Source organism: Candidatus Bathyarchaeota archaeon, from assembly GCA_025059045.1.
Taxonomy (GTDB): Archaea; Thermoproteota; Bathyarchaeia; order Bathyarchaeales; family DTEX01; genus JANXEA01.
Genome location: JANXEA010000010.1, coordinates 52,750 through 73,961, shown reverse-complemented (window position 1 = coordinate 73,961; position 21,212 = coordinate 52,750). Strand labels below are relative to the sequence as shown.

Sequence of the window (21,212 nt, the reverse complement as noted above, 5' to 3'; positions counted from 1 at the left end):
ATAGATGGGGGCCACAATCTTGCCTCAGGAGAGGGTTCAAACAGGCATCGATGGCTTCGACGGATTGATTGAGGGTGGACTGCCAAGAGGATATTGCTACGCTATTGTAGGCGGACCTGGCACTGGTAAGACGACCTTTGCAGTCCAATTTATATGCACTGGCATATTGAGGTTTGGTGAGAATGGAATCTACGTGACTCTGGAGGAACCGCCATACTCGATTGCTAATTCTGCTCTACGCTATGGTTGGAACATGTATGATCTTGAGGAGAAGAGGCGGTTGGCCATCGTTGACGCTTCCCCGATTAGAGCTGAGGGGCAGCAGGGAAGGTACGTGATCAAGGCGGGTATTGGAACCGAGGAGTTCAGTGTTGACGGCTTAATCGGCGCTATCAACGATGCTAGGAGAAAGATTGAAGCTAAGAGATGTGTCGTCGACAGCGTCTCAGCCCTCCAAATACAGTATCGCGACGAATTTGAGTCTAGGCAGGGTTTGCTTAGGCTTGTCAAGGCGCTTACAGAGATGAGGTTGACAACATTGTTGCTTGTCGAGAGCAGGGAGGAGAATCCCAACATGCAGAGGTATGGAACCGAGGAGTTTCTAGCCCATGGGGTGATACACCTTCACTCCTACAGGATAAGGGACTCAATAGTTAGGGCGGTTGAGGTTAGAAAGATGCGCGGCGTCAAGATTACGGATAGAATATGCCCATACGATTTTACATCGAACGGGATAATCGTTTATCCGGGAGAGTCCGTCTTCGCGGAATAGACATCCTAAAAAATTAGAGCTCAAACTGATATGCTGGCTTACTCTTTGGCGGCTGCCAAGGGCGGGCTAATCTTAATTATGGTCAGCCCTTCGTTTCTATACGCCAGTTGATCTCTAAAAAGCCCTCTTATACTGTACGCTTCACTTGGCTGATGCGCATCCGGATTGAGGAGGAAGAGCGCCGTTATCCTCTGATCAGCCATATTTTCTAAGGCGTTCCTAACAAAATTGTAGGTCTGGACCAATCCAAGGGAAAGCATCATGTCTGAAAGGTTGTCGAATACGATGCTGAGACTTACATCTCTATAGGAATCGAGTATTGGCGATATTATTGGTTTCGCTGTGATATTCTTTATGTCCACGTTTCCCTCGTCCAAGGCAACCTGATAAACCGCGCTTCCCTTAGCTGTTAGAACAACGATCGCCTCGCCGTTAGCTTTAGCCTCTAGGATGAAGTCCCGGACACAACGCTCATAGGAGGCGTCCGGACTGAATTCTAACAGCATCTTCCTGCCTGAAAGGTAGCTGTGATTAAAGCCCAGATGAGAAGAAAACTTATTCATTTTCGCCTTTAAGAGATGGGTTCTGACGATTTCAACTAGGCTTTCCGGAGTGAATGGCTTGACGAAGTGTGCGTCAGCGCCGACCTCGGCGCTCATCCTCCTATCAACCTCTCTTCCCAAAACCGAGAACACAATGACCGGGATCTGCCTAGTCCTCTTCTGCTCCTTCAATATTCTACAGACCTCTAGACCCGTCTTTTTAGGCATGACTATGTCTAGCAGCACAAGATCAGGAGATTCTTGGTAAACTTTCGCTAGTGCCTCCTCCCCATTAGAGGCTGTTACAACACTATATCCCTCAGATTCTAGGATAATCTTTGCAAGGTTTGCTATGTCAGCCTCATCATCTACGACTAGAATCTTGTCAGCCATGGTCTGCCTCACCCTTCGACGCCTTTGGCAATGTGAAAGTGAATGTCGCACCCTTACCTATACCAGGAGACTCAGCCCATATCTGGCCGTCGTGTAGGCTGACGATCCCCTTACATATGGATAGACCTAGCCCTATAGACGGTTCCGTAACGTTTGGTCTCTGAATGTTCGGGAAAGGTTGGAAGAGCTTATTCAAGTCTTCTTGAGCAATTCCGATGCCAGTATCTGAAACCTGAACCTTCAATAATGAGCCCTCGTCTATGCATCGCAGCGCTACTCTGCCACCTTCAGACGTGAATTTGTAGGCGTTACTTAAAAGGTTAGTAATAACCTGCGTCAATCTTAATGGGTCACCATGGACAAGCATAGGTTTATCTGGTTTAGCCACTTCTAGCGTTAAACCCTTTTTCTCCATCAATGGCTTAAACTCTTCAACGCTGCTCTCTATGACTTCTCTAAAGTCGATCAGCCTCTTGTTTATCTGGAGCCGTCCCCTCTGAATCCTTTGCGCCTCCAGTAACTCGTTAGTCAATTCTAGAAGCCTATCCGTATTCTTGGCAACTATGGTTAGTAACGAGCGAATCTTCTCAGGGATCTCGCCTAATTTTCCCGATAAGAGTAGGTCGGTATAACCCTTGATAGAGACCAAAGGTGTTCTTATTTCATGGGTTGCTGTGGATATAAACTGGTCCTTGATCTTGTCTAGGCTTTTGAGCCTCTCCAAATATTTTTGGAGCTCCTTTGTCCTCTCCTGAACAGCCTCCTCCAGCCTCTTCAAGTATCTGAGCCTATCAATGGCTGCTCCGACGTGAAGAGCGAGTATCTCAACTATCCTCACATCTCTTTCACTGAAGGCATTCTTTCCTACGCTCTCTAAGTTGATGACAGCCTCAACTTTGTCTCCAACCTTAACCGGAACCGCGAGCTCTGAGAGCGATAATTGAGACTTCTCCGATTTTACGAAATCTTTGTCCAGAGATGTGTCGGGGACTATCTGTGTTTCTCCCGTACGCACTGCACGCACGGTTATCCCAGCCCCATTAAGTGGAAGCATGACAGGTTCAGGAGCATCTACTCCTATCATATGGGTGAAGCGCACACAGTTATTCTCTACCAAGGCGAAGCCAGCTATCTTGCATCCAAGCAATTTCTCTACGGCCTCCAGTGTAATTCTCGCAACCTCCTCAATTTCATTGGCGGTGCTTAACCTGTAAGCGTAGTTGTGAAGCGATGCTAGGATTTCTTCGGCATGTTTGAGGCTTGTCACATCTCTTGATATGCCGAGAACCCCAACAATCCTGCCGGCTTCATCTTTCAAAGGCACCTTGGTCGCTGAAACCCATCGTATAGTGCCACTGCGGTCAACAATCTTCTCGAGCTTCGATATTACGGGCTGACCTGTTTTTATGATCCTCTGCTCATCCTCATAGGCTTCCTTAGCGAATTCTGGGCTGTGAACGTCGAAGTCCGTCTTTCCAATCAGATCTTCTGGACGCAGGCCTCTCCTCGCCGCGAAGGCTTTGTTCACTTTAATGAAACGTGAATTTGCATCTTTGAAGTATATTGAATCAGGCATGTTGTCCATCAGAGCTTGCATCAGCTTTCTCTCATGCGAGAGCTGCTCCTCCAAGAATTTCAGTTCAGTTACATCCCTTGCTATCCCCATAACGCCGATTATCTCATTATTCTTGTCTCTAAGCGGAACCTTAGTGGACAATAGCCAGCGTATTTGCCCGTCAGACCTCTTGACCCGCTCAAGTCTAGTGATATATGGCTTAACCCCATTAATTATCTCTTGCTCATCTTTTAATGATATGGCCGCATGCTCATGCGAGAAGTAGTCAAAGTCCGTTTTTCCCACGGCTTCACTTGGGTCCTTCAGCCCTAAAAGTTCAGCTTCAGCCTTGTTTATCATGATGAAACGTGAATTCCTGTCCTTGAAATATATCGCGTCTGGACCGGTCTCCATAAGGGCGTCTAAAAGGCTCTTCTCATAAGCAATTCTTTCCTCCAACCTTTTTCTTTCAGTCACGTCTCTGACGATGCCAAACTCGCCGACGATCTTCCCCTTATCTATCAGCGGCATGCTTGTGAACTCGCCGACTGCAAAGTCGCCTGATTTTAGCAGGATTCTCAGACAGTAAGGAGACAGGGCTTCTCCTCGGATAGTTCGTTCAAAAGTCTCGATTGCAAGCGGCAGATCTTCAGGATGAATAATCTCGGAGAATGGTCTTCCGATCCACTCCTCTCTGGACCAGCCGGTTATCTTCTCAAAGGAGGGGTTAAGCGATGTTACTATCCCCTCATTGGAAAGGGTGTATATTACTTCGGACGCGTTTTCCAAAATGCTTTGAAGACGCCTCTCCCTCTCTAATCTTTCGAGATCCCCAATGCGGTAGCTAAGGTTTCTTGCTATAACCTCTAGAAACTGGATGCTGGATGGCTTGAAACCATTTGCCCTCTTGCTTTCAAGGTATATGACAGCGACTACTTTCTCTTCAAGCTTAACAGGAACAGCGACCGCAGATAGGGAGGAAGGCAGGAATGGAAGTATGGAAGCCTCATTCACGCATGATATATATTGAGTCTGGCCTGTCTTAACAGCCCTCGCAGCAATATTATCCGCGCTGGCATACCGTGATCTAACATCTTCTATTGGCGCCCCGACAACGTATACGAATTGGAGTTGATCTCTGTCGACTACTCCGAAGCATCCTAGGTTGAATTCTAGGCAGGATCCAACGGCATCAAATATACACTTTCCAATATCCTCGGGACTTTCAACCATGATCAAATTTGAAGCGCATTCATATAGGCCGCGGAGAATTCTATTTGTATATTCAAGCCTCTCTTTAAAAACTTCCTTCTCCGTTATGTCTCGGCTTATCCCTACCAACCCTAAGACTCTACCGTCTCGACCGTAGAAAGGAACTTTTATTGTCTCAAAGATGATTTCTCCGTCCGGTCCAGATAACTTTTCAATCGCCTTAACGGTCTTCCCGGTCTTCAGGGTCTCTATATCGCTCCTGCGGCATTGCTCTGCCAGCTCTGGAGGCAAAAGTTCCTCATCGGTCTTACCTATAATATCCTCCTCATTTAAACCTACAAGCTTCTTAAACGATTCATTACATTTCACATATCTTCTCTTCGCATTTTTGATGTAAATAATATCAGGAACGCTGTTGAAAATGGAGTATAGGACGCGAGATAAGCCTGCCTCAACCTCAGTACCCCTTCTTCTACGGCTTAATGCACCCATATTCAAACGGTCCTGGATGGTCAGCGGATTTCTCCCCAGCGCTTAGGCACCTCCCAACTCACACTTCGGAAATTCTACATATATGTGGAAACTCTAGGGCTTGTTACAATTGATGCGAACTGAACTCGTTTCTTGCGATAGATCGGTTGCGGCTACGCTTATATAAGGTGAATGAATCTGAATTGTAGATTCCAAATAAGTGAACTTATTCTCAAGTTAAACTTGAGAATAGGTGAAACGTATTTTCCTCGCTCAACCATTAAACATCAATCAAAAGAATCGATGATTTGCAGTTTTCCTGCTCGATCTTCACCAGAATACGTCTGGATGTCACAAATGAGCGGAAAAACGATAAGTTTATAACCTGCTTTAGAAATTACATGATTATTTCCGGGCTCCATTGCGGCGGAGTATTTATCATCATGATTCTAATGTGATTCGGAAAAGAATCCAAAATGAGACGTCGATTAGAGCCTGAAGATGAAGGAAAGATCTATTATTTAGATCTGCTTATATCTACCCTTCGCGAGCATGAGAAGAACCTGGACAACCTAATTGGAAGGATAGAAAATTTGGCCTCAGCATTGGATAAGATTGTGGATAGTCTCCAAGCAATCTGCGCTAAGCTCTCAAAGTAATTATACACAATTTTAAAACATGTTTACTTTATGAGTATGGATGATTCTGAAGGATGAAAGCCGCCGCCTTCACGGTCCCTGGAAACCGCAGCCAGGGCATCTGTAGGTGCGTCTGAAGCTTCGACATTTTGTGCATCGCCATATCGTTATCTCTCCACAGTTGGGGCATAGAAACTTATTTGCTCCGACGCCTGGGCCTATAACTCTATTGCATGAGGTACAAATGGGCATTGTGGATTTTTTCATGCTACTCATTCCATATACCTCGTTTGCGATGTCCCTTTTTGAGGATACACTTCGATATAAATGCTATCCCATTCTTTTCCAGTTATTATTGGCTATGCATATCTTTGCGTGCTTTCTTTTGAAGATTTTCCGAATGTGCTCTCTCCGCCGTGTATTCTAGTATTAAGCGGCGGATTAATGAGGCTGTCTGATGAACGAAGTATCTTCCCTTCTGTCTGCTTGTTCCCTCCCGTGTTTTAGATATTAAGAGTAGCCCATAAGAGCCCTGCTCACCTGTTTCCGTGAATAGTAATGTATTGGTTGTGACCATGTTCTTTTCTTTCTGAATGTGCATAAACTTTATATAGCTAGTATTTTCTTCAGCGGTTTTAGGGTCAGCTTTTTTGACCCCTCGCCACAAGGCATCCCTAACATCTATGCGGTCTATCTGCCCGTCAGCATATCTTCGAAGCCTCTCCTGGATGAATTCGAAGAGGTCATTCATGCTTTTCGGCGGGACGCGGAGGGGGATGTTGAGAATCCAGGGATCATCCGGGTTTTTAGGCTCCCTCTCTATTCGCCACTTCTTCAGCGTTGAGGGTGTAACAACTGTTGAGGCCCTGTTAGCCGGTACAGCTGCCCCGAGAACAGCTGCGCCTATCGAGAAGCAGAAGGCCAGTATGCACCATATGGCCTCTGTTTTTATCTTGACGTCTAGGGGGAAACCCAAGAGGGCGAGGAAGCGGTAGCTCGAAACTCCTAGAATATATCCTATGCTCCCCGCTATTATGCCGATGACGACTGCTTCGGCTAGGAAGACAGCGGTTATCTGGAATGGGTTTAATCCTACCGTCGAAAGTATTGAAACCTCTCTTCTTCGTTCATATACTGAAGCAAGCACAACTAATCCGACGTTTAAGACGACCATGATGAGCGGCACGGCTAAGGGAGCGAAGCCGCTAGTTTTATAGTATGAGCCTATATACATGCGGGTTATTTTACCGCCGATGCAGATGAAACATTCGATGTTAGGCCAGTTTAACACTGTCAGCCTTGCCAGTTCTTCAAGGCTCTGTGTCGACCTAACCGCGACTCTCGAGGTCACTGTCTGAGTCAGTTTCGATGCCGCGTTTGCATGTACTATTATTACCTTCCCGCCTGAGCATTCAGCTGGAACGATATCCATTCCTGCGCTGACAAGATAGATTGGGACGAAGCTTGTTCCATCCATCTCTCGGACGCCTTCTAGAGCTCTTCCATCAAAGACTCCGACGACGATGAATCTTTGGCCCAGCGCCTTCACAGTTTCATTCACCCCAACCTTAAGCGCCTTTGATGCTTCAGCACTTATCAGAATGCCAGTTAAGTCGTCGTCTCCAAGAAATCTGCCATTTAGAAGGCAACTCTTAACCTCGCTTACATTTTCCTCTAACCTCGGGAATATCCCCACCAGCCCTTGGACCTCAAATGTCAAACCTAACTCTTCATTCTCTAGGTAGCCGATCCTGTACATTTGGGGCACACTCTCAACTTTCGGGGCCACAACTGTCACTCCTCTCCGCCCTTTAAGCCACAGTGTGACAGCGGTTTCGATTGAATCGTAGGGTCTTAGTTCATCCTCAGTCGGCTTCCGCACAATGACACCGTCATATGGCGGGGCAATCCTTCCGAACATATAGATCGACGCTAGGCCACTCTCATATGAGAAGGATGTGAGTGTAACAAATGCGAAGACTGCTGTGAACAGGAAGATGGATGTTAGAGCCGCCCTTAGCTTTCTTCGTCTCAGGTTGCGGGCAGATATCGAGAACGCTGCGGATAATGCTCCTATGATAGAGATCCCCCAGTCCGATTTCGCTTTGCTGAAGAATCTTGGTAGAATAAATATAATGAGGTATGATGCGAGGAAAGACGAAACGGTCAATATGACGATGGATCCGCTTCCCGAATGAGCGCCATACCAAGGCATTATTGTGCTACTTTGGAATATGCTGTAGCCGGGATACAAATGGTATAATAGGATGAGAAGTAGGATGTATAAGGAGATGCTAACCAGCAGTTGGCGGTGTCTCTCGTCGAAGATGACGAATGAAAACGCAAGGGCTGTTGAAGCTAGGAATGGCGTGATGAAGTATACAGTGGCTGAAGCGTTAGATCGCATACTCAACAGAGAATTCGCTACATCCATTATTATGAGGTAAGATTCCCTTAGGTCTGCGTAGACTGCATCATAATCGCCTTCGGCAAGATGGGCCGTTGCCGCCTCAATAAGTTTCTCCCCGTGCGTCAACCGTGTCTCCTCATAAAAAACAAAGAACCCAAGTTTCTTGTTCTCTTCTAGGTACTCTCTCACCATTTCCAAATAGCGATAGAGGGAGCCTGACTGCACTTCCGACTTCAAATATAGGTTTCTGAGGTCGAGCCTTAGGAGCCCGCCCTGAGACACCGAGATATTCTCCGCTGAGGAGTCTATGAGTACCCTCCTCACAGACCCGTCTACAAGATATATCTCGACATTAACCTTTACTGGCATGTTGGAGGGAACTATGACTGATCTGCCGTCTAACCTAAGTATCTGATTTGCGGCATAAGCCGACCCATAACTTGATAGTGCACGCTTATCTTCAGGGATGCCGTCGACATGAAAGACGATCGTCCTAATGATCTGCATCGACTCAAATGGCCTGAACTCGCCTTCTACCCTCACTGAGGCTCCTGGTAGAAGATTAAATGATAATTCCATATCCTCTGTGAGATGAACATGTTGCCGGAAAGGGACATAATCTATTCCAGGCGTGTCCTTGCGGTCACAGTAGCAATAGATTGTGTAAAAGCCCTTGGGCATTGCCTGAAGGAAAAAATAACCATTCAGATCGGTTGTTACCGTTAATGCGCCTTTATCTATACTCCAAAATATTACCTGAGCCCCAGGCAGAGGACAACCCGTCTCATCATCTAAAACTACTCCTCGAACATTTACCATGTCTGACCCATCAGCTTGCGTGGACAGTGGTATGAAATTAAGGCAGATTAGGAGAGATAACAATACGAGGACAGTCTTAGCCAAGAATCTTAAGCCCAGCATTATAGTACATCCCCCTACCTCCAGTCCATCCAACCAATCTTTCCCTCAAATCTCCTTTCAGCATAAATTGCCGAGAGCGACCTTCTAATAGCTAGAGAGGTTCCAATGTAATTCCACATCAGGGTCTTTTCAGAGAAGGTCACATTTGCGTGTGCGGAGCTCACATTAAAAGCCTGGAGCCTAATGTCCGTATAGTTGCCCGTTAACCTTATCGCGGTCAAATTGTTTCCGTTCAGATGATAGAAGCATTCGTCTAATGTGCCGCTCCGAAATTCTATGCTTCCAGTTATAATAGCTGAAAACTCGGCCAGCGAGTCTCCGTTAGGCAACTCAAACCGCAGATAAGTTTTATTTGCGGACCCTTGAACTGTCTGAAAAAAGTAGGCTCTAGCATAGGTGTGCGGTAAACCATATCTTCCCATCACACCGTCAATTAAACTACTATTGCTAATATAGGCGAGAAGATACCTGTTCACCAAGGATTTCAATCCAATTCGGAAATCTCTTAATGTTGCAGTTAAGTATAGGAAGACGTAGTTTTCCGTCTGATCCTCAAAAGTTATGCATCCGAGACCAACGTATAAGTATAGGCTCCTTTCGACACCAGCAGATGACGACAATATTCTTTGCGGTATGAAGATGCCCGGGCTTGAGTCAAGCGTAATCATAAACATATTCTTCTCGACGATGGTGAGATTCTTCCAGACAAATGGAGGCTCAGCCTGGAACGCGAGCATTCCATATATAAGAGCTAATGGGAGAACCGACACTATCAACACTGCTAAAGCGATTCCCCTTCTAACCTTAACCATGCACGACAACCCTTGAGAACTTTAACGGCACATAATCTATTCCAGGAAATCTTAAATTAGACTCACCCAATAGCGTCCAGGATATTTCAGGCTTATCCATAGCTACTGCCTTGACTTTTTTGGATTTCTATTTTTGTCACAGAAATTACCGAGTCGTAATTATTTAAGACTTTGTCAAAATTTTTCCGGATTATCTTTTGGGGAGAGGTGACCGAAAAGAAGATCATCTTTAAAGATCTTTTATTGTTCAAATGATTTCAGGCTCTTCCGGGAAAACTACAGTAATACTTACAGTTCGACTAGACGAATTTAAGCTTAAAGTGGCGGGCCCGCTGGGAATTGAACCCAGGATCTTCGGCTCTCCTTTAGCCGTGAGGGCTTTAGAGGGCCGACGCGCTGTCCTGGCTACGCGTCCCGAACGGGGCAATTTATGCCGCGTTTCACGGGCCCGTTGTTCCCAGCGAGCCTCATTCTATTAACGCTTGGAATGATTTAAGTTTGGCGATCCTCTTGGGATTTTTTATCCAGTTCGGTCTTGATTCTCATCTTGAGGACTAATGCCAAGATTGTTCCGAGGAGGGCTAAGAATGCTGAGGCATACAGAGCTGGGAGGTATGACCCATTGTATGTTCTTGTGTAACTTGCTAGTGTCGGTCCCAGGATGCTTCCGCCTCCATAAGCGGTGAAGAGCAACCCATAGTTTATTCCCATGTTTCTGCTTCCATAGTGGTCTGAGGTTAATGATGGGTAGAGGGCAAGGAAGCCTCCGAAGCATAGGCCTATCAGGCAGAGACCAGCGATGAATATTGCCGGCTCAAATATGGTGCTGATTAATAAGAGTGAGACTGTGCAGGTGAGGAAAGTGGCGGATAATGTTGTCTCCCTTCCAGCTTTGTCTCCAATGTACCCCCACATTATTCTGCCAAGCGCGTTGAAGCCTCCTAGGATCGAGACGGCGAATGAGGCTTGCAGGCTGTCGATGTTCGCAAGTTCCATAGCCATCATCTTAGCTTGCCCAATTATCATCAGACCTGCCGTTGTACCGAATAGGTAGCTGATCCAGAGAAGATAGAATTTTGATGTTTGAATCATCTCGGTAGGTTTCAGATCCCTCTTCGCTTTAGATGCTGAAGCCAAAGCTTTGGCGCCTGGTCTATAATCTTCCGGCGGGTTCCTGAGAATCTGGGCTGGGCTGACAGTTAGAACAGTGAAAAGTATTCCCGTCAATGTGAAAGTGTATCTCCATCCAAAGGATTCAATGAGTGAGGTCCATAATGGCGCAAATATTATGGAGCCGCCGCCGAAGCCGAAGACAACAAGCCCCGTTGCTAACCCCTTCTTATCAGGGAACCATTTATTGCATGTTGCGATGGGCGCGCCGTAGGCGAAGCCTATACCAAGCCCAACTATAAACCCGTATGACAAGTAAAGCCATGTAAGTGAATCCGTATAGCTAGAGAGGATCATACCAAGTCCGAGTAGAACACCCCCAACAGTCGCCACGAATCTTGGACCCTTCCGATCTAGGAGTTTCCCGGCCGGAACCATAGAGAGAGCAAAGGTTAGCAGTGCTATGGTAAAGGCGGGAGAAGTCTCTATTCTCTTCCATCCAAACTCAGCTTCAAGCGGTGGAACTAGTATGCTGAAGGCATAAACCGCTCCGAGGCATAAATTTATCATAATAGAGGCGAATATATATTTCGACCTTGATAATCCGGGCCTAGCAGCCTCATCCTTCTTCGAAGTCATGTACCCACGCCACGGTCGGATTATGAGCCATCCTTACTGATTAGGGTCTTAATAAACTTAGCCCAAGAGGGTGTTGCCGTGAGCATCCCACGTGTTTAATCGCCACCCTTTATTAGCCTAGAATGAAACCTAAAATTTTCTCAATCTCCATTAATGATTTGACAGTTAGGTCGGGATTCTCCCTCACAAGTTCCTCCATCCCATAGGCTCCGGTTAGGACGGCGATGCATCTCATCCCAGCCCTCTTAGCCGCGATCACGCCAAAAACGGAATCTTCAATAACCACGCATTTTGTCGGTTGGACACCAAGCTTCTCTGCGCATTTTAGGAAGACTTCTGGATCGGGTTTAGGTTTTTTGACTTCATCCACGGTCAGCACCAAATCGAAATATTTTTTAATCCCCATCGCTGCAATGGCCTTCTCTATTACTTCGCGGTTACTCATAGTTGCCAACGCGATTCTCAACCTTCCATGTAGGGAATCTAGAAGCTCAATTGCGCCGTCGAAAAGCCTAACACGGTCGATCATACCTAGCTGGATGGATGTTTTCCTCCTCAAAAGATCATTTATCATCTTTTCGTCGAATGGTATGCCTGCGCTTTCCAAAGCCTCCTTGAACATGTTCCGTGCGCCGATCCCGATTAATCTCTCAAGAAATCTGTCACTAATCCTGCATCCAACCTCAGCTAGAACCATCTGGAATGAGAGCACCACGACCTCCTTCGTGTCCGCTAAAGTCCCGTCCCAGTCGAAGATAACCGCCTCAAAATCGCTCTGCCCCATCCTTCAAGTTCACCTGCCAACCCTTTGAGGATTGTCATCTAATTAAACATTCTCTCCGCCAAGAGAATGTGAGAAGATAAAAATAGCTGGAGGATAAAACAAAGTTTACAGAAGCGAACTCGCCCCGGAATCCTTCCAGTCAAAATTTAAAGGAGGATGTAGGTAAGCGATTGGAGCTAAGGTGGGATCCTATTCTATCTCAGTGGATAATTGTATCAGGCAAGAGGGGAGTACGTCCTCTGCTTCCGGAGGGTTACTGCCCATTCTGTCCAGGAGCTGATGAGGTGCCTGGAAAAGGCTGGACCGTGCTCAGTTTACCGAACAAGTTTCCAGCCCTAAGGCCGGACGCCCCGCCTCCAGACGTCAAGTTTGACAGGCTTTATCGTTGTAGGCGGGCTGAAGGCATATGTGAAGTAATAGTTTATACGCCTGAACATAACACATCTCTCTCGGAGCTAAGCGTCGAGAATATAAAGGCCGTAATCGACCTTTGGAGGGAACGTTTCGAAGAGCTGCAGAAGCTGGAATACGTCAAGTATGTTTTCATCTTCGAGAATAAGGGTCGAATAATCGGCGTGACCTTGGATCATCCTCACGGACAGCTTTACGCCTTCCCATTCGTTCCACCCATAATTCAGCGTGAACTATCATCTAGCAGAAATTACCTGAAAAGAACTGGGAAGTGCCTATTCTGCAAGATAATTGAGAAGGAGAAAGAAGATAAGGTTAGAGTAGTATGCGAAAATAAGGACTTCATATGCTTTCTACCTTTCTTTGCACATTGGCCATTCGGGGTTCACATATACCCGAAAAGGCACATACAGGCCATTATAGACCTTACGGAGGAAGAAAAATGGTCCTTTGCAAGCATATTGAAAAGTATACTGAGAAAATTTGATAATCTCTACGATATGAGCTTCCCGTATATGATGGCTCTACATCAGAGGCCGACAGACGGCAAAGATTATCCCTACTACCACTTTCATGTCGAGTTTTATCCTCCATACCGCGAGAAGGGAAAGATAAAATATTTCGCAGGTGTGGAAACCGGAGCTGGAACAGTCACATACGATTACACTCCAGAGATGAAGGCTGAGGAGCTTAGAAAAAGCCCTGAAGACTGACACGCTGGTGACGATTCCAAAGGGACTCGCATAAAAAATAGATTTTAAATCTGCCTAGGAAATACTAAGGAGGCTCTGAGGCGGAGGCTTATGCATGGGCGACCCGCTAATCGTGTCAACCCCAGGTAGAGCTGATTTCCTTAATACGCATCAGGATTATAAGGGGTTACCTGTGGTTCCAGTCGCAATTAATTTACGGATGCGTCTATATGGAGAACCGAGAGGGGACAGGATTATAGCGGTCAAATCTAGGGATCTTGAATCGCTTGGAGAACCCTATATGGACGAGTTCAAAGTCGCCGTTAATGAGATGCTTCCCGGAAAATTCTTCGGAAATTATCTACGCGGAGTAGTCAATGTGCTGATAAAGCGTGGACTAGCTGAAGAACTAAGAGGTGCAAATGTGATAATAGAGAGCGATATCCCCGTGGGGTCAGGGCTCTCAAGCAGCGCGGCTCTGGAGGTAGGCTTCACAGAGCTTCTTAACCGCATGAACAGTCTAGATTTGGACATAAAGGATGTGGCTGAAATATCATTTTATGCGGAGAATCAGGAGGTTGGAATCCCATGCGGCAGACTTGACCAGTACGGTGTAGCCTTCGGCGGAATAATCAAGCTTGAATGCAGGCCGCCATACAATGTTGAATCTCTCCCATTTAGGGATCTTGTCTTCACCATTGTCGACTCAGGGGTGAGACACTCAACTGCGGAGATACACCCTAAGAGACAGGCTGAAATCGATCAGGGACTTAGGTCGCTGATGGCGAACCCAAGGGTGCCTGAAATATTAAAGTCTAGGCTTGGACACAGATTTTTCGAGCCGAAATGGGAGGAGATCCGAGAAGAGGAGATTAAAGACTACCTCACCGATCTTGATGAAGTGCCAAAGAGAAGGATTCTCTTCACATTAAGGATGCAGAAGTCGACGGATCTTGCGCTGAAAGTTCTAAGATCGGAGATTATAACTAAAGATGTGGTAGTGGCAAACCTGGGAAAAGAGGCATGGGAAAAGATAAGGCGAGTGAGACCTGAAGAGATGAGTTATCATGTGCTAGGCGAAGTCATGAATTATCAGCAGTCTCTCCTAAGAGACCTGTATGATGTCAGCATCCCAAAGATTGATGACATCTGCTCAGCGGCGATTGAGGCTGGAGCCTACGGAGCCAAGATCTCCGGGGCCGGGATGGGAGGAAGCATAATCGCCTTGGTGAAAGATGAGAAAGTGGGCAAAAAAGTTATCTTTGAATGTGTCTCAGCGGGGGCCAAGCAAGGCTGGATATCAAGGGCCGGCGATGGAGTAAAAGTGGAAGCAGGATAGCAGCCGCCTCTCTCACCAGATGCATCTAAATTTATCTCTCAGTAAGTAATTTTCCTTTATAAGTAGGGGTTTCGAGGCTGGACGTCGATAGAAATGGTCACAAACCTGCCAGCAGAGGCCAAGGCAAAATGGGCTGAAGTTGTAGCTGCACGCTCACCAGCGGAAAAAGTGCGGTTGATGCGGGAGTTCCTCTCTCTTGTGCCGAAGCATAAGGGGACAAGCAAGCTCATAGCCAATGTTAAGCATAGAATTTCGGTTTTGGAACGGGAACTTGAGAGGGATAGGGAGAGAAGGAGAGGTGGCTCTGGGCTGGATTTCTCTGTGCCAAAGGAGGGGGCGGGTCAGATTATAATATTGGGGCCCACGAATGTGGGTCGAAGCAGCCTTCTCTCTTCACTGACGAATGCTAAACCAGAAATATCCGATATACCATTCACAACCCAGAAACCCGTTGTCGGAATGCTACAATACTGCGACGTGCAGTTCCAACTCATCGAGGCGCCAGCTCTGGTTCGAGGTGCAGCGGAGGGGAAGATGCATGGTCCCCAGATACTTGGGCTTGCTAGGAATGCTGACGGCCTCATCATTATGGTAGACTTGTCAAATGACCCCTTCGACCAATTCTTGACAATCAAGTCTGAGCTGGAAAACGTTGGAATGATCATTGAAAAGCCTGAGGGCGAGGTTGAGATCATTAGGAGGGCGGCAAATGCCGGAATCCATATCATCGGAGGCGGCGTACTAGTAAACTGCACCCCTGAAGAAGTCAAGAGATTAGTTCAGGGTTACGGAATAAGATCAGCCCTCATCAGGATTCGTGGAAAAGTCTCCTTAGACGATATCGAAGGCAGTTTATTCTCAAGTAACATTTACAAGCCAACCTTGTTGATCGCGAATAAAGTTGACATGCCCGGCGCAGAGGAGAAGGCGGAGCAATTGAAAAGGGAACTTGGCTTAAGCATTCCTGTCTTGGCTACGTCGTGCAGGGATGGAAGAGGGCTTGAAGATATTGGAAGGAATATTTTTCAAATGTTAAGGATAATCAGGGTTTATGCTAAGGAGCCCTGGGAGAAGGAGCCGTCGAAGAAGCCGGTGATCCTTGAGGAGGGGACAACTGTTATTGAGGCGGCTCGCAGACTCCACTCCACTCTCTATGAGAGATTCAGTTATGCTAGAGTCTGGGGATCTAGCGTGAAGTATCCGGGACAGAAGGTCGGTCCTGACCATATTTTGAAGGATGGGGACACCATAGAAATCCATTAGGCCAAGTCTTCCAATGCGTCTGTGGAAATCTTGAGAGCCTTAAGAATCCTCAGGCAACCTTCATATGTGACCATATCGCCGGAGACCACGTCCTCCCTCGAAGGCTCAATCATGAGACCCTTATACATTCCTGAGGGGTTCAGCAGATAGAAGGCTTGGATCACGAATAGCAGCAGATTTAGATCGCGGCTAGAGACGTTTCGTTCTAAAGCCTTCCTCTGCTCTCTCGATAGTCTAACTCTCTTTGCAAGCGCATCCATAATCCCCTCCTTCTCCTCATCCATCAGATCAAGTATGTCTGAGACAGTGACCTCTTGATCTCGCAGGTAATCCCTTAAAGCCCTTCTCAGGTCGATGTAGCCGCTACCCATTAAGTTTCCTCCTAAGACATTAGTCGAGATTTTAGACCAGTTATAACTAATCTTAGACCATTAACCTTAATATATTGCTGATCCTCATTAACGTTGGGGAATGCCCGTGTCTGAACATGAAGAGCAGAAAGTCAGGTGCCCAGGATGCGGTAGACTCGCGCCTGCTATGAGATACTGCATATATTGTGGAACAAAGCTGCCGCAGTATGCTCCGCCCTTAGTCAGACCTGGAGAGCCTTTGCCTCCAGTACCGCCGACTGTTCCTCCTCCAACAACAAGGATGCAGGTTCAAGCCTCGTCAAAAGTGCCTCCAGCTGGTGGCGGGAAAGAGGAGGCAGCAGCTCTAATGGCTGAAATCGCGGCTTTATATGAGAGAAGAGTAGCACTTTTAGGATTGTTTCAGTCAAATCAGGTGTCCGAGAGGGTTTTTCTCAAACTGTATAGAGAATACTCGGAAAGGCTTAGCGGTCTTTTAAGCAAGAGAACTAACATGATCAATGAGTTAAAGAAGTCTCTGGACGAGAAAAACGTTAGGTTGAGTGAGATTGCAGTGTCACTTGAGGAGATCGAGATCCGTAGGAAGGTAGGCGAGATCGACGCTGAGACTTTTAGTCAGAAGTCTGAAGGGTTGAAGGCAGAACAGAAAAATCTTGAGGAATCCATAAAAGATCTTAGGGCGGAAGTTGAGGTGCTGGAAAAAATCCTCGGCCAAAAGAAAGCCGCTGATATTCTCAGCATGGAGACAAATCTTAAAGCGTTTAAAGAAGCTTTAGAAAAGTCCTTTAGAGATGGAAAGATATCAGAGGAAACATATAATATCGTTAAGCCTGGAATCGATGATACACTAAACCTTCTGGAATCCCTTACTAGGGAAAGAAAAGAAAAGGAGAAAGAATTGAGAGAAACGCTTGAAACACTTCAAACACGCTACAAGCTTGGAGAACTCTCATTAGAGGAGTTTGAAAAGACGAAGCGTGAAATACACGCAGAGATAGACAAGATATGGCAATAGCATCCAATCTTTTACTCTAGGGGTCGAAGAGTTTCAAGTACAGCTTAAGAATGTTCACCGGCCCCAACGCTTAACTTGGCTGATACCTCATGACAAGGTTTAAGGCTCTAACAGACGTCTGCGAGAGGATATCGGCAACAACACGACGCAATTTGGCAATCATTATCGCGGCGGATTTTATAAGAACGCTTGAGCCTAAGGAAGTCGAGCCTGCGATCTCCATGATGCTGGGCAGACCATTTCCGAGATGGGATCAGAGAGAATTAGACGTGAGCTGGGAAACGCTGAGCGGCATAATCAGGAATTTGATGGGTGTTAGCTGGAATGATTTTTTAGCCGCTTTCAGGGAGACAGGAGACATTGGAGCTGCATCTCAGAAACTGTTTGAGAGAGGTGTGAAGGCAAGGCAGACGGTGCTCCTCGAGAGCCCTCTCTCCATACTTGATGTTAGGCAAGTGTTCGATGCTGTTGCAGAGGCGACTGGCTCAGGTTCAAGGGAGAAGAAGGAGCGTCTTATCGAAGCACTTCTCGCACGTGCATCGCCTATCGAAGTGAAATACCTTGTGAAAATAATAATTGGGGAGATGAGAACTGGTTTCAGCGAGGGTCTAATGGAGTCAGCGGTGGCAAAGGCCTTCTCTATTCCGCTAGAGACCGTGCAAAAAGCAACGATGATAATGGGGGACATAGGGGAGGTTGCCGAGATCTGCCGGACGAAGGGCTTAGACGCGCTTTCAAGAATAGGCTTCAAAGTTTTCAGGCCTTTTAGACCTATGCTCGCTCAGACCGCGAACAGTCTAGAGGAGGCTTTGGAGGAGCATGGGGGAAAGACCGCGCTTGAGTTCAAACTTGACGGAGCGAGGGTTCAGATTCACAAATCAAAGGGGCGGGTCATGATATTCAGTAGAAGACTGACCGAGATAACGGGGAGCTTACCGGAGATTGTTCAGCTAATACGTAGGGAGATAAGGGCTGAGGAGGCGATAGTGGAGGGTGAAGTAATCGCCATCGGAAAAGACGGCAGCCCATTACCATTCCAGCATCTTATGCGACGCTTCAAAAGGATCAAAGACGTAGACTCGGTCATTGAAAAAATTCCAGTTAAGCTTTTTCTATTCGACGTCATCTCTGTTGAGGGTCAAAGTCTCATAGACATGCCCTACCATGAACGGAGAAGAAGGCTGCAGGAGATAGCCGGAGATATACCGTTGACAGAGCAGATTGTGGCTGACAACGTGCAGGTTGCTCAAAGATTTCTTAGTGAGTCGATTTCTAGAGGTCATGAAGGCTTGATGGCTAAGAGACTAGACAGCCCATATATCCTGGGTGCACGGGGCAAATTCTGGCTCAAAATAAAGGAGGTCTTGGAGCCATTAGATCTGGTGATAGTTGCGGCTGAGTATGGATATGGAAAGAGGCATAAATGGCTCTCAGACTATTACCTTGCCGCAAGAGACGAAGAAAGCGGCGAGTTCTTAACGGTGGGGAAGACGTTCAAGGGACTGACTGACCATGAGATTGAGGAGATGACGCAGAGGCTTAAAGAGATTGCATTATACGAGGATGGACATAAGGTCATCGTATCCCCGAAGATCGTTGTTGAGGTAGCATATAACGAAATACAGGAAAGCCCAAAATACAAATGCGGCATGGCTCTTAGATTTGCAAGAATAACTAGAATAAGAGATGACAAGAAGCCAGAGGAAGCTGACACAATTGGAAAAGTGAGGAGCATTTACCTAAGACAATTCGAAAAGAAGGCTCGAATCCAGTTGGCAGGATTAAACGGCGCCAAACATTATGCAGGAAGATAAGTCTTTAAACCCGCTGGTCGATTGTCCTTTAGCAGGTGGAAAATGTGGACGATGAAACAGTTAGTATTGCGAGATCTTTAGCCGTTTCAGGTGCCTTCAGGCTTGGAAAATTCAAATTGAAATCAGGCGTTGTCAGCCCTTACTACATTGACCTAGCTTGGCTTCTATCCTCTCCAGCCGACTTCAACAATGTCGTCAACATTGTTGCATCCCACATTAGAAAGGTTGCATGCTCATCGCCAATAAATAAGCTGGCGACAATAGAGCTTAAGGGCGCATTGGTCCTGCCAAGTGTTGCCTCTAAGCTGAACATGCCATGCATAGTAGTGAGGAAGGAGGAGAAAGCATACGGTTCAACTGGCCGAATTGCGGGCGGAGTGGTCGAGGAAGGCGATCGCTTCCTCTTCTTCGACGATGTCTTAACAGATGGGGAATCGAAGATCGAAGGAATGAGGCCGATTGAGTCTATGGGGGGAAGAATCGAGGCGGTTCTCGTAATAGTTGATAGAGAGCAGGGAGGCAGGGAGAGACTGGAGGGGCTCGGGTACACTGTTACCTCAATCACAACGATATCTGAAATAGTGGAAAATCTTTTAGGAATGGGTATGCTGTCTGCGGACAAAGCGGCTGAAATAAGAGAGTATGTGAGTAGTCTACGCGAGACATGAATTACACATATATGTGCGTAACCCTTTTGCCGAGAGGAAAAATAAAACATGTTCTCTACTCAAAAGTTATTTATATTAAACAGTAGACAAGGTGAGGGGAAAGGGATTAAATTGAACGTTGAGGGAAAGCCGTATTCTGCGAAAATTGGGGGGCCTACTGGAATTCACCCTTACAGTGTGAAGGTGGAGAGACGGCTCAGCGACCTTCTAGGATACTTCTCTGATGAGGAAACCGTAGGGAGGATCCTGAAGGAGGGAAAGGACCCGCTTATATACGAGGTGTATGAGATTCCACGTGAACCAGCTGAGGGGCTTTTCAACGTGGGGTGCACGGTGATTTATCCCGGGAAGATTGGCGATGAATACTACTTCACGAAGGGCCACTATCATGAGAAAGATAACACATGTGAAGTCTATCTTGGAATCCGAGGCGAAGGGCTGATTCTTATGCAGAGCCGTGATGAAGAGATTGCCCAAGCTAAGATCGAGCCGAACGTTTTGGTCTACATCCCGCCTGGAATGGCGCATCGCACAGTTAACACTGGTAAAGAAGAACTAGTTTTTCTGGCTATTTACCCGTCGGATTCAGGACACGACTATGAGACGATAAAGGAGAGGGGTTTCGCCAAAATAGTGGTTGAAGAGAAGGGGAAACCGGTCCTTAGAGACAACCCACGGTACAAAAAATACTTATGATGGAATCCTCAGCTTCGCGCCTTTTCCTTCATCCACTCATTACATATGCGGACTCCGTCGACCGCGTCTCTTGCAGCGGCATCAGCGCCTATCTTCTCCGCGAATTCAGGTGTTACCGGTGCACCTCCAATAATAATCTTTAAGCCGTCCCTTAAGCCCGCTTTTTTCAAGCTTTCTATCACATTCCCCATCTCCATCATCGTGGTAGTAAGTAGGGCCGACATGCCAAGAATGTCGGGTCTATGCGCCCTCACAGCTTCAACGAACTTTTCAGGCGTAACATCAATTCCTAAGTCGATAACCTCAAAATTTGCAGCCCTAAGCAGGGTGATGACAATATTCTTTCCTATATCGTGAAGGTCCCCTCTCACCGTGCCGATAACAACCTTGCCAGCTGACTTGAGATCTCCAGCCTTTAGGTAGGGTTCAAGTATTGTCATCCCCTCTTTCATTGTCTCCCCGGCCATGATAAGTTCGGCTAGGAAGTATTCTCCCGCCTCATACTTCTGTCCAACTATTTCCATTCCCTTAGCCATGCCTTCGACGACCGCTTTATATGCGGGTATGCCTGCAGCAAGGGCTTCCTGAGCAGCCGCCTTTACCCCCTCAATGTCCAAATTGACTATTGCATCCCTCAATTTTTGCAGAATCGCTTCTTCTTCAGGCAACTTCCCTCATCCCTGTCCA

General features: G+C 46.8%; 18 protein-coding genes. 9 read left to right on the top strand and 9 right to left on the bottom strand.

Translation table 11 applies throughout. The features are described 5' to 3' along the window. The first annotated feature begins 19 nt into the window (after nucleotides 1–19). Entirely contained in the window at nucleotides 20–772 is a 753-nt protein-coding gene (locus tag NZ952_03710; GenBank protein ID MCS7120292.1) for an AAA family ATPase, read from the top strand. Nucleotides 773–810: 38 nt separating this feature from the next. Here the strand turns inward: NZ952_03710 and NZ952_03705 are convergent, their stop codons facing one another. Together NZ952_03705 and NZ952_03700 are read right to left on the bottom strand one after the other, a co-directional pair. Further along, nucleotides 811–1,707, bottom strand: a complete 897-nt coding sequence (locus NZ952_03705; GenBank protein ID MCS7120291.1) for a response regulator — start codon at nucleotides 1,705–1,707, stop codon at nucleotides 811–813. Then, on the bottom strand, nucleotides 1,700–4,966 hold the full coding sequence (locus tag NZ952_03700) for a PAS domain S-box protein (GenBank protein ID MCS7120290.1): 3,267 nt from the start codon (nucleotides 4,964–4,966) through the stop codon (nucleotides 1,700–1,702). The genes NZ952_03705 and NZ952_03700 overlap by 8 nt, the downstream gene beginning before the upstream one ends. A 455-nt stretch (nucleotides 4,967–5,421) precedes the next feature. On the opposite strand from NZ952_03700, the gene NZ952_03695 reads away from it, so the two are divergent. Further along, nucleotides 5,422–5,604, top strand: coding sequence for a hypothetical protein (locus NZ952_03695; protein MCS7120289.1), 183 nt, complete (start codon nucleotides 5,422–5,424; stop codon nucleotides 5,602–5,604). A gap of 69 nt (nucleotides 5,605–5,673) precedes the next feature. On the opposite strand, the gene NZ952_03690 is transcribed toward NZ952_03695, so the two are convergent. The 5 genes from NZ952_03690 to NZ952_03670 all read right to left on the bottom strand — a co-directional run bounded on the left by NZ952_03690 (nucleotide 5,674) and on the right by NZ952_03670 (nucleotide 12,259). After that, nucleotides 5,674–5,850 carry a zinc finger domain-containing protein gene (locus NZ952_03690; protein MCS7120288.1) on the bottom strand — a complete coding sequence of 59 codons (177 nt, stop codon included), beginning with the start codon at nucleotides 5,848–5,850 and terminating at the stop codon, nucleotides 5,674–5,676. An 85-nt stretch (nucleotides 5,851–5,935) separates the two neighbouring features. Continuing rightward, complete coding sequence (locus NZ952_03685; GenBank protein ID MCS7120287.1) at nucleotides 5,936–8,914, bottom strand: FtsX-like permease family protein; 2,979 nt, start codon at nucleotides 8,912–8,914, stop codon at nucleotides 5,936–5,938. Nucleotides 8,915–8,928: 14 nt separating this feature from the next. Next, nucleotides 8,929–9,726: a hypothetical protein gene (locus tag NZ952_03680; GenBank protein ID MCS7120286.1), complete on the bottom strand. Its 798-nt coding sequence runs from the start codon at nucleotides 9,724–9,726 to the stop codon at nucleotides 8,929–8,931. A gap of 492 nt (nucleotides 9,727–10,218) precedes the next feature. Next, nucleotides 10,219–11,475, bottom strand: a complete 1,257-nt coding sequence (locus NZ952_03675) for an OFA family MFS transporter (protein ID MCS7120285.1) — start codon at nucleotides 11,473–11,475, stop codon at nucleotides 10,219–10,221. A gap of 112 nt (nucleotides 11,476–11,587) precedes the next feature. Further along, entirely contained in the window at nucleotides 11,588–12,259 is a 672-nt protein-coding gene (locus NZ952_03670) for an HAD family phosphatase (GenBank protein ID MCS7120284.1), read from the bottom strand. A 170-nt stretch (nucleotides 12,260–12,429) separates the two neighbouring features. On the opposite strand from NZ952_03670, the gene galT reads away from it, so the two are divergent. The 3 genes from galT (at nucleotide 12,430) to NZ952_03655 (ending at nucleotide 15,964) form a co-directional block, all read left to right on the top strand. Continuing rightward, nucleotides 12,430–13,383, top strand: coding sequence for a galactose-1-phosphate uridylyltransferase (galT, locus tag NZ952_03665; protein MCS7120283.1), 954 nt, complete (start codon nucleotides 12,430–12,432; stop codon nucleotides 13,381–13,383). 94 nt (nucleotides 13,384–13,477) lie between these two features. Further along, nucleotides 13,478–14,701 carry a GHMP kinase gene (locus NZ952_03660; GenBank protein ID MCS7120282.1) on the top strand — a complete coding sequence of 408 codons (1,224 nt, stop codon included), beginning with the start codon at nucleotides 13,478–13,480 and terminating at the stop codon, nucleotides 14,699–14,701. 93 nt (nucleotides 14,702–14,794) lie between these two features. Then, a complete protein-coding gene (locus NZ952_03655) occupies nucleotides 14,795–15,964 on the top strand; it encodes a 50S ribosome-binding GTPase (protein ID MCS7120281.1) in 1,170 nt (389 codons plus the stop codon). Here the strand turns inward: NZ952_03655 and NZ952_03650 are convergent. Continuing rightward, complete coding sequence (locus NZ952_03650) at nucleotides 15,961–16,335, bottom strand: hypothetical protein (protein MCS7120280.1); 375 nt, start codon at nucleotides 16,333–16,335, stop codon at nucleotides 15,961–15,963. The genes NZ952_03655 and NZ952_03650 overlap by 4 nt on opposite strands. 106 nt (nucleotides 16,336–16,441) lie before the next feature. Here NZ952_03650 and NZ952_03645 point away from each other — a divergent pair, with 106 nt between their 5' ends. The 4 genes from NZ952_03645 to NZ952_03630 all read left to right on the top strand — a co-directional run bounded on the left by NZ952_03645 (nucleotide 16,442) and on the right by NZ952_03630 (nucleotide 20,525). Further along, entirely contained in the window at nucleotides 16,442–17,347 is a 906-nt protein-coding gene (locus NZ952_03645) for a hypothetical protein (GenBank protein ID MCS7120279.1), read from the top strand. A gap of 89 nt (nucleotides 17,348–17,436) precedes the next feature. Then, nucleotides 17,437–19,161 (top strand): ATP-dependent DNA ligase, encoded by a 1,725-nt coding sequence (locus tag NZ952_03640; GenBank protein ID MCS7120278.1) that lies wholly within the window; start codon nucleotides 17,437–17,439, stop codon nucleotides 19,159–19,161. A gap of 44 nt (nucleotides 19,162–19,205) precedes the next feature. Next, on the top strand, nucleotides 19,206–19,829 hold the full coding sequence (locus NZ952_03635; GenBank protein MCS7120277.1) for a hypothetical protein: 624 nt from the start codon (nucleotides 19,206–19,208) through the stop codon (nucleotides 19,827–19,829). A gap of 111 nt (nucleotides 19,830–19,940) precedes the next feature. Further along, on the top strand, nucleotides 19,941–20,525 hold the full coding sequence (locus tag NZ952_03630; GenBank protein MCS7120276.1) for a cupin domain-containing protein: 585 nt from the start codon (nucleotides 19,941–19,943) through the stop codon (nucleotides 20,523–20,525). Nucleotides 20,526–20,533: 8 nt separating this feature from the next. Here the strand turns inward: NZ952_03630 and NZ952_03625 are convergent, their stop codons facing one another. Further along, nucleotides 20,534–21,193, bottom strand: coding sequence for a corrinoid protein (locus tag NZ952_03625; protein MCS7120275.1), 660 nt, complete (start codon nucleotides 21,191–21,193; stop codon nucleotides 20,534–20,536). Nucleotides 21,194–21,212: the final 19 nt, after the last annotated feature.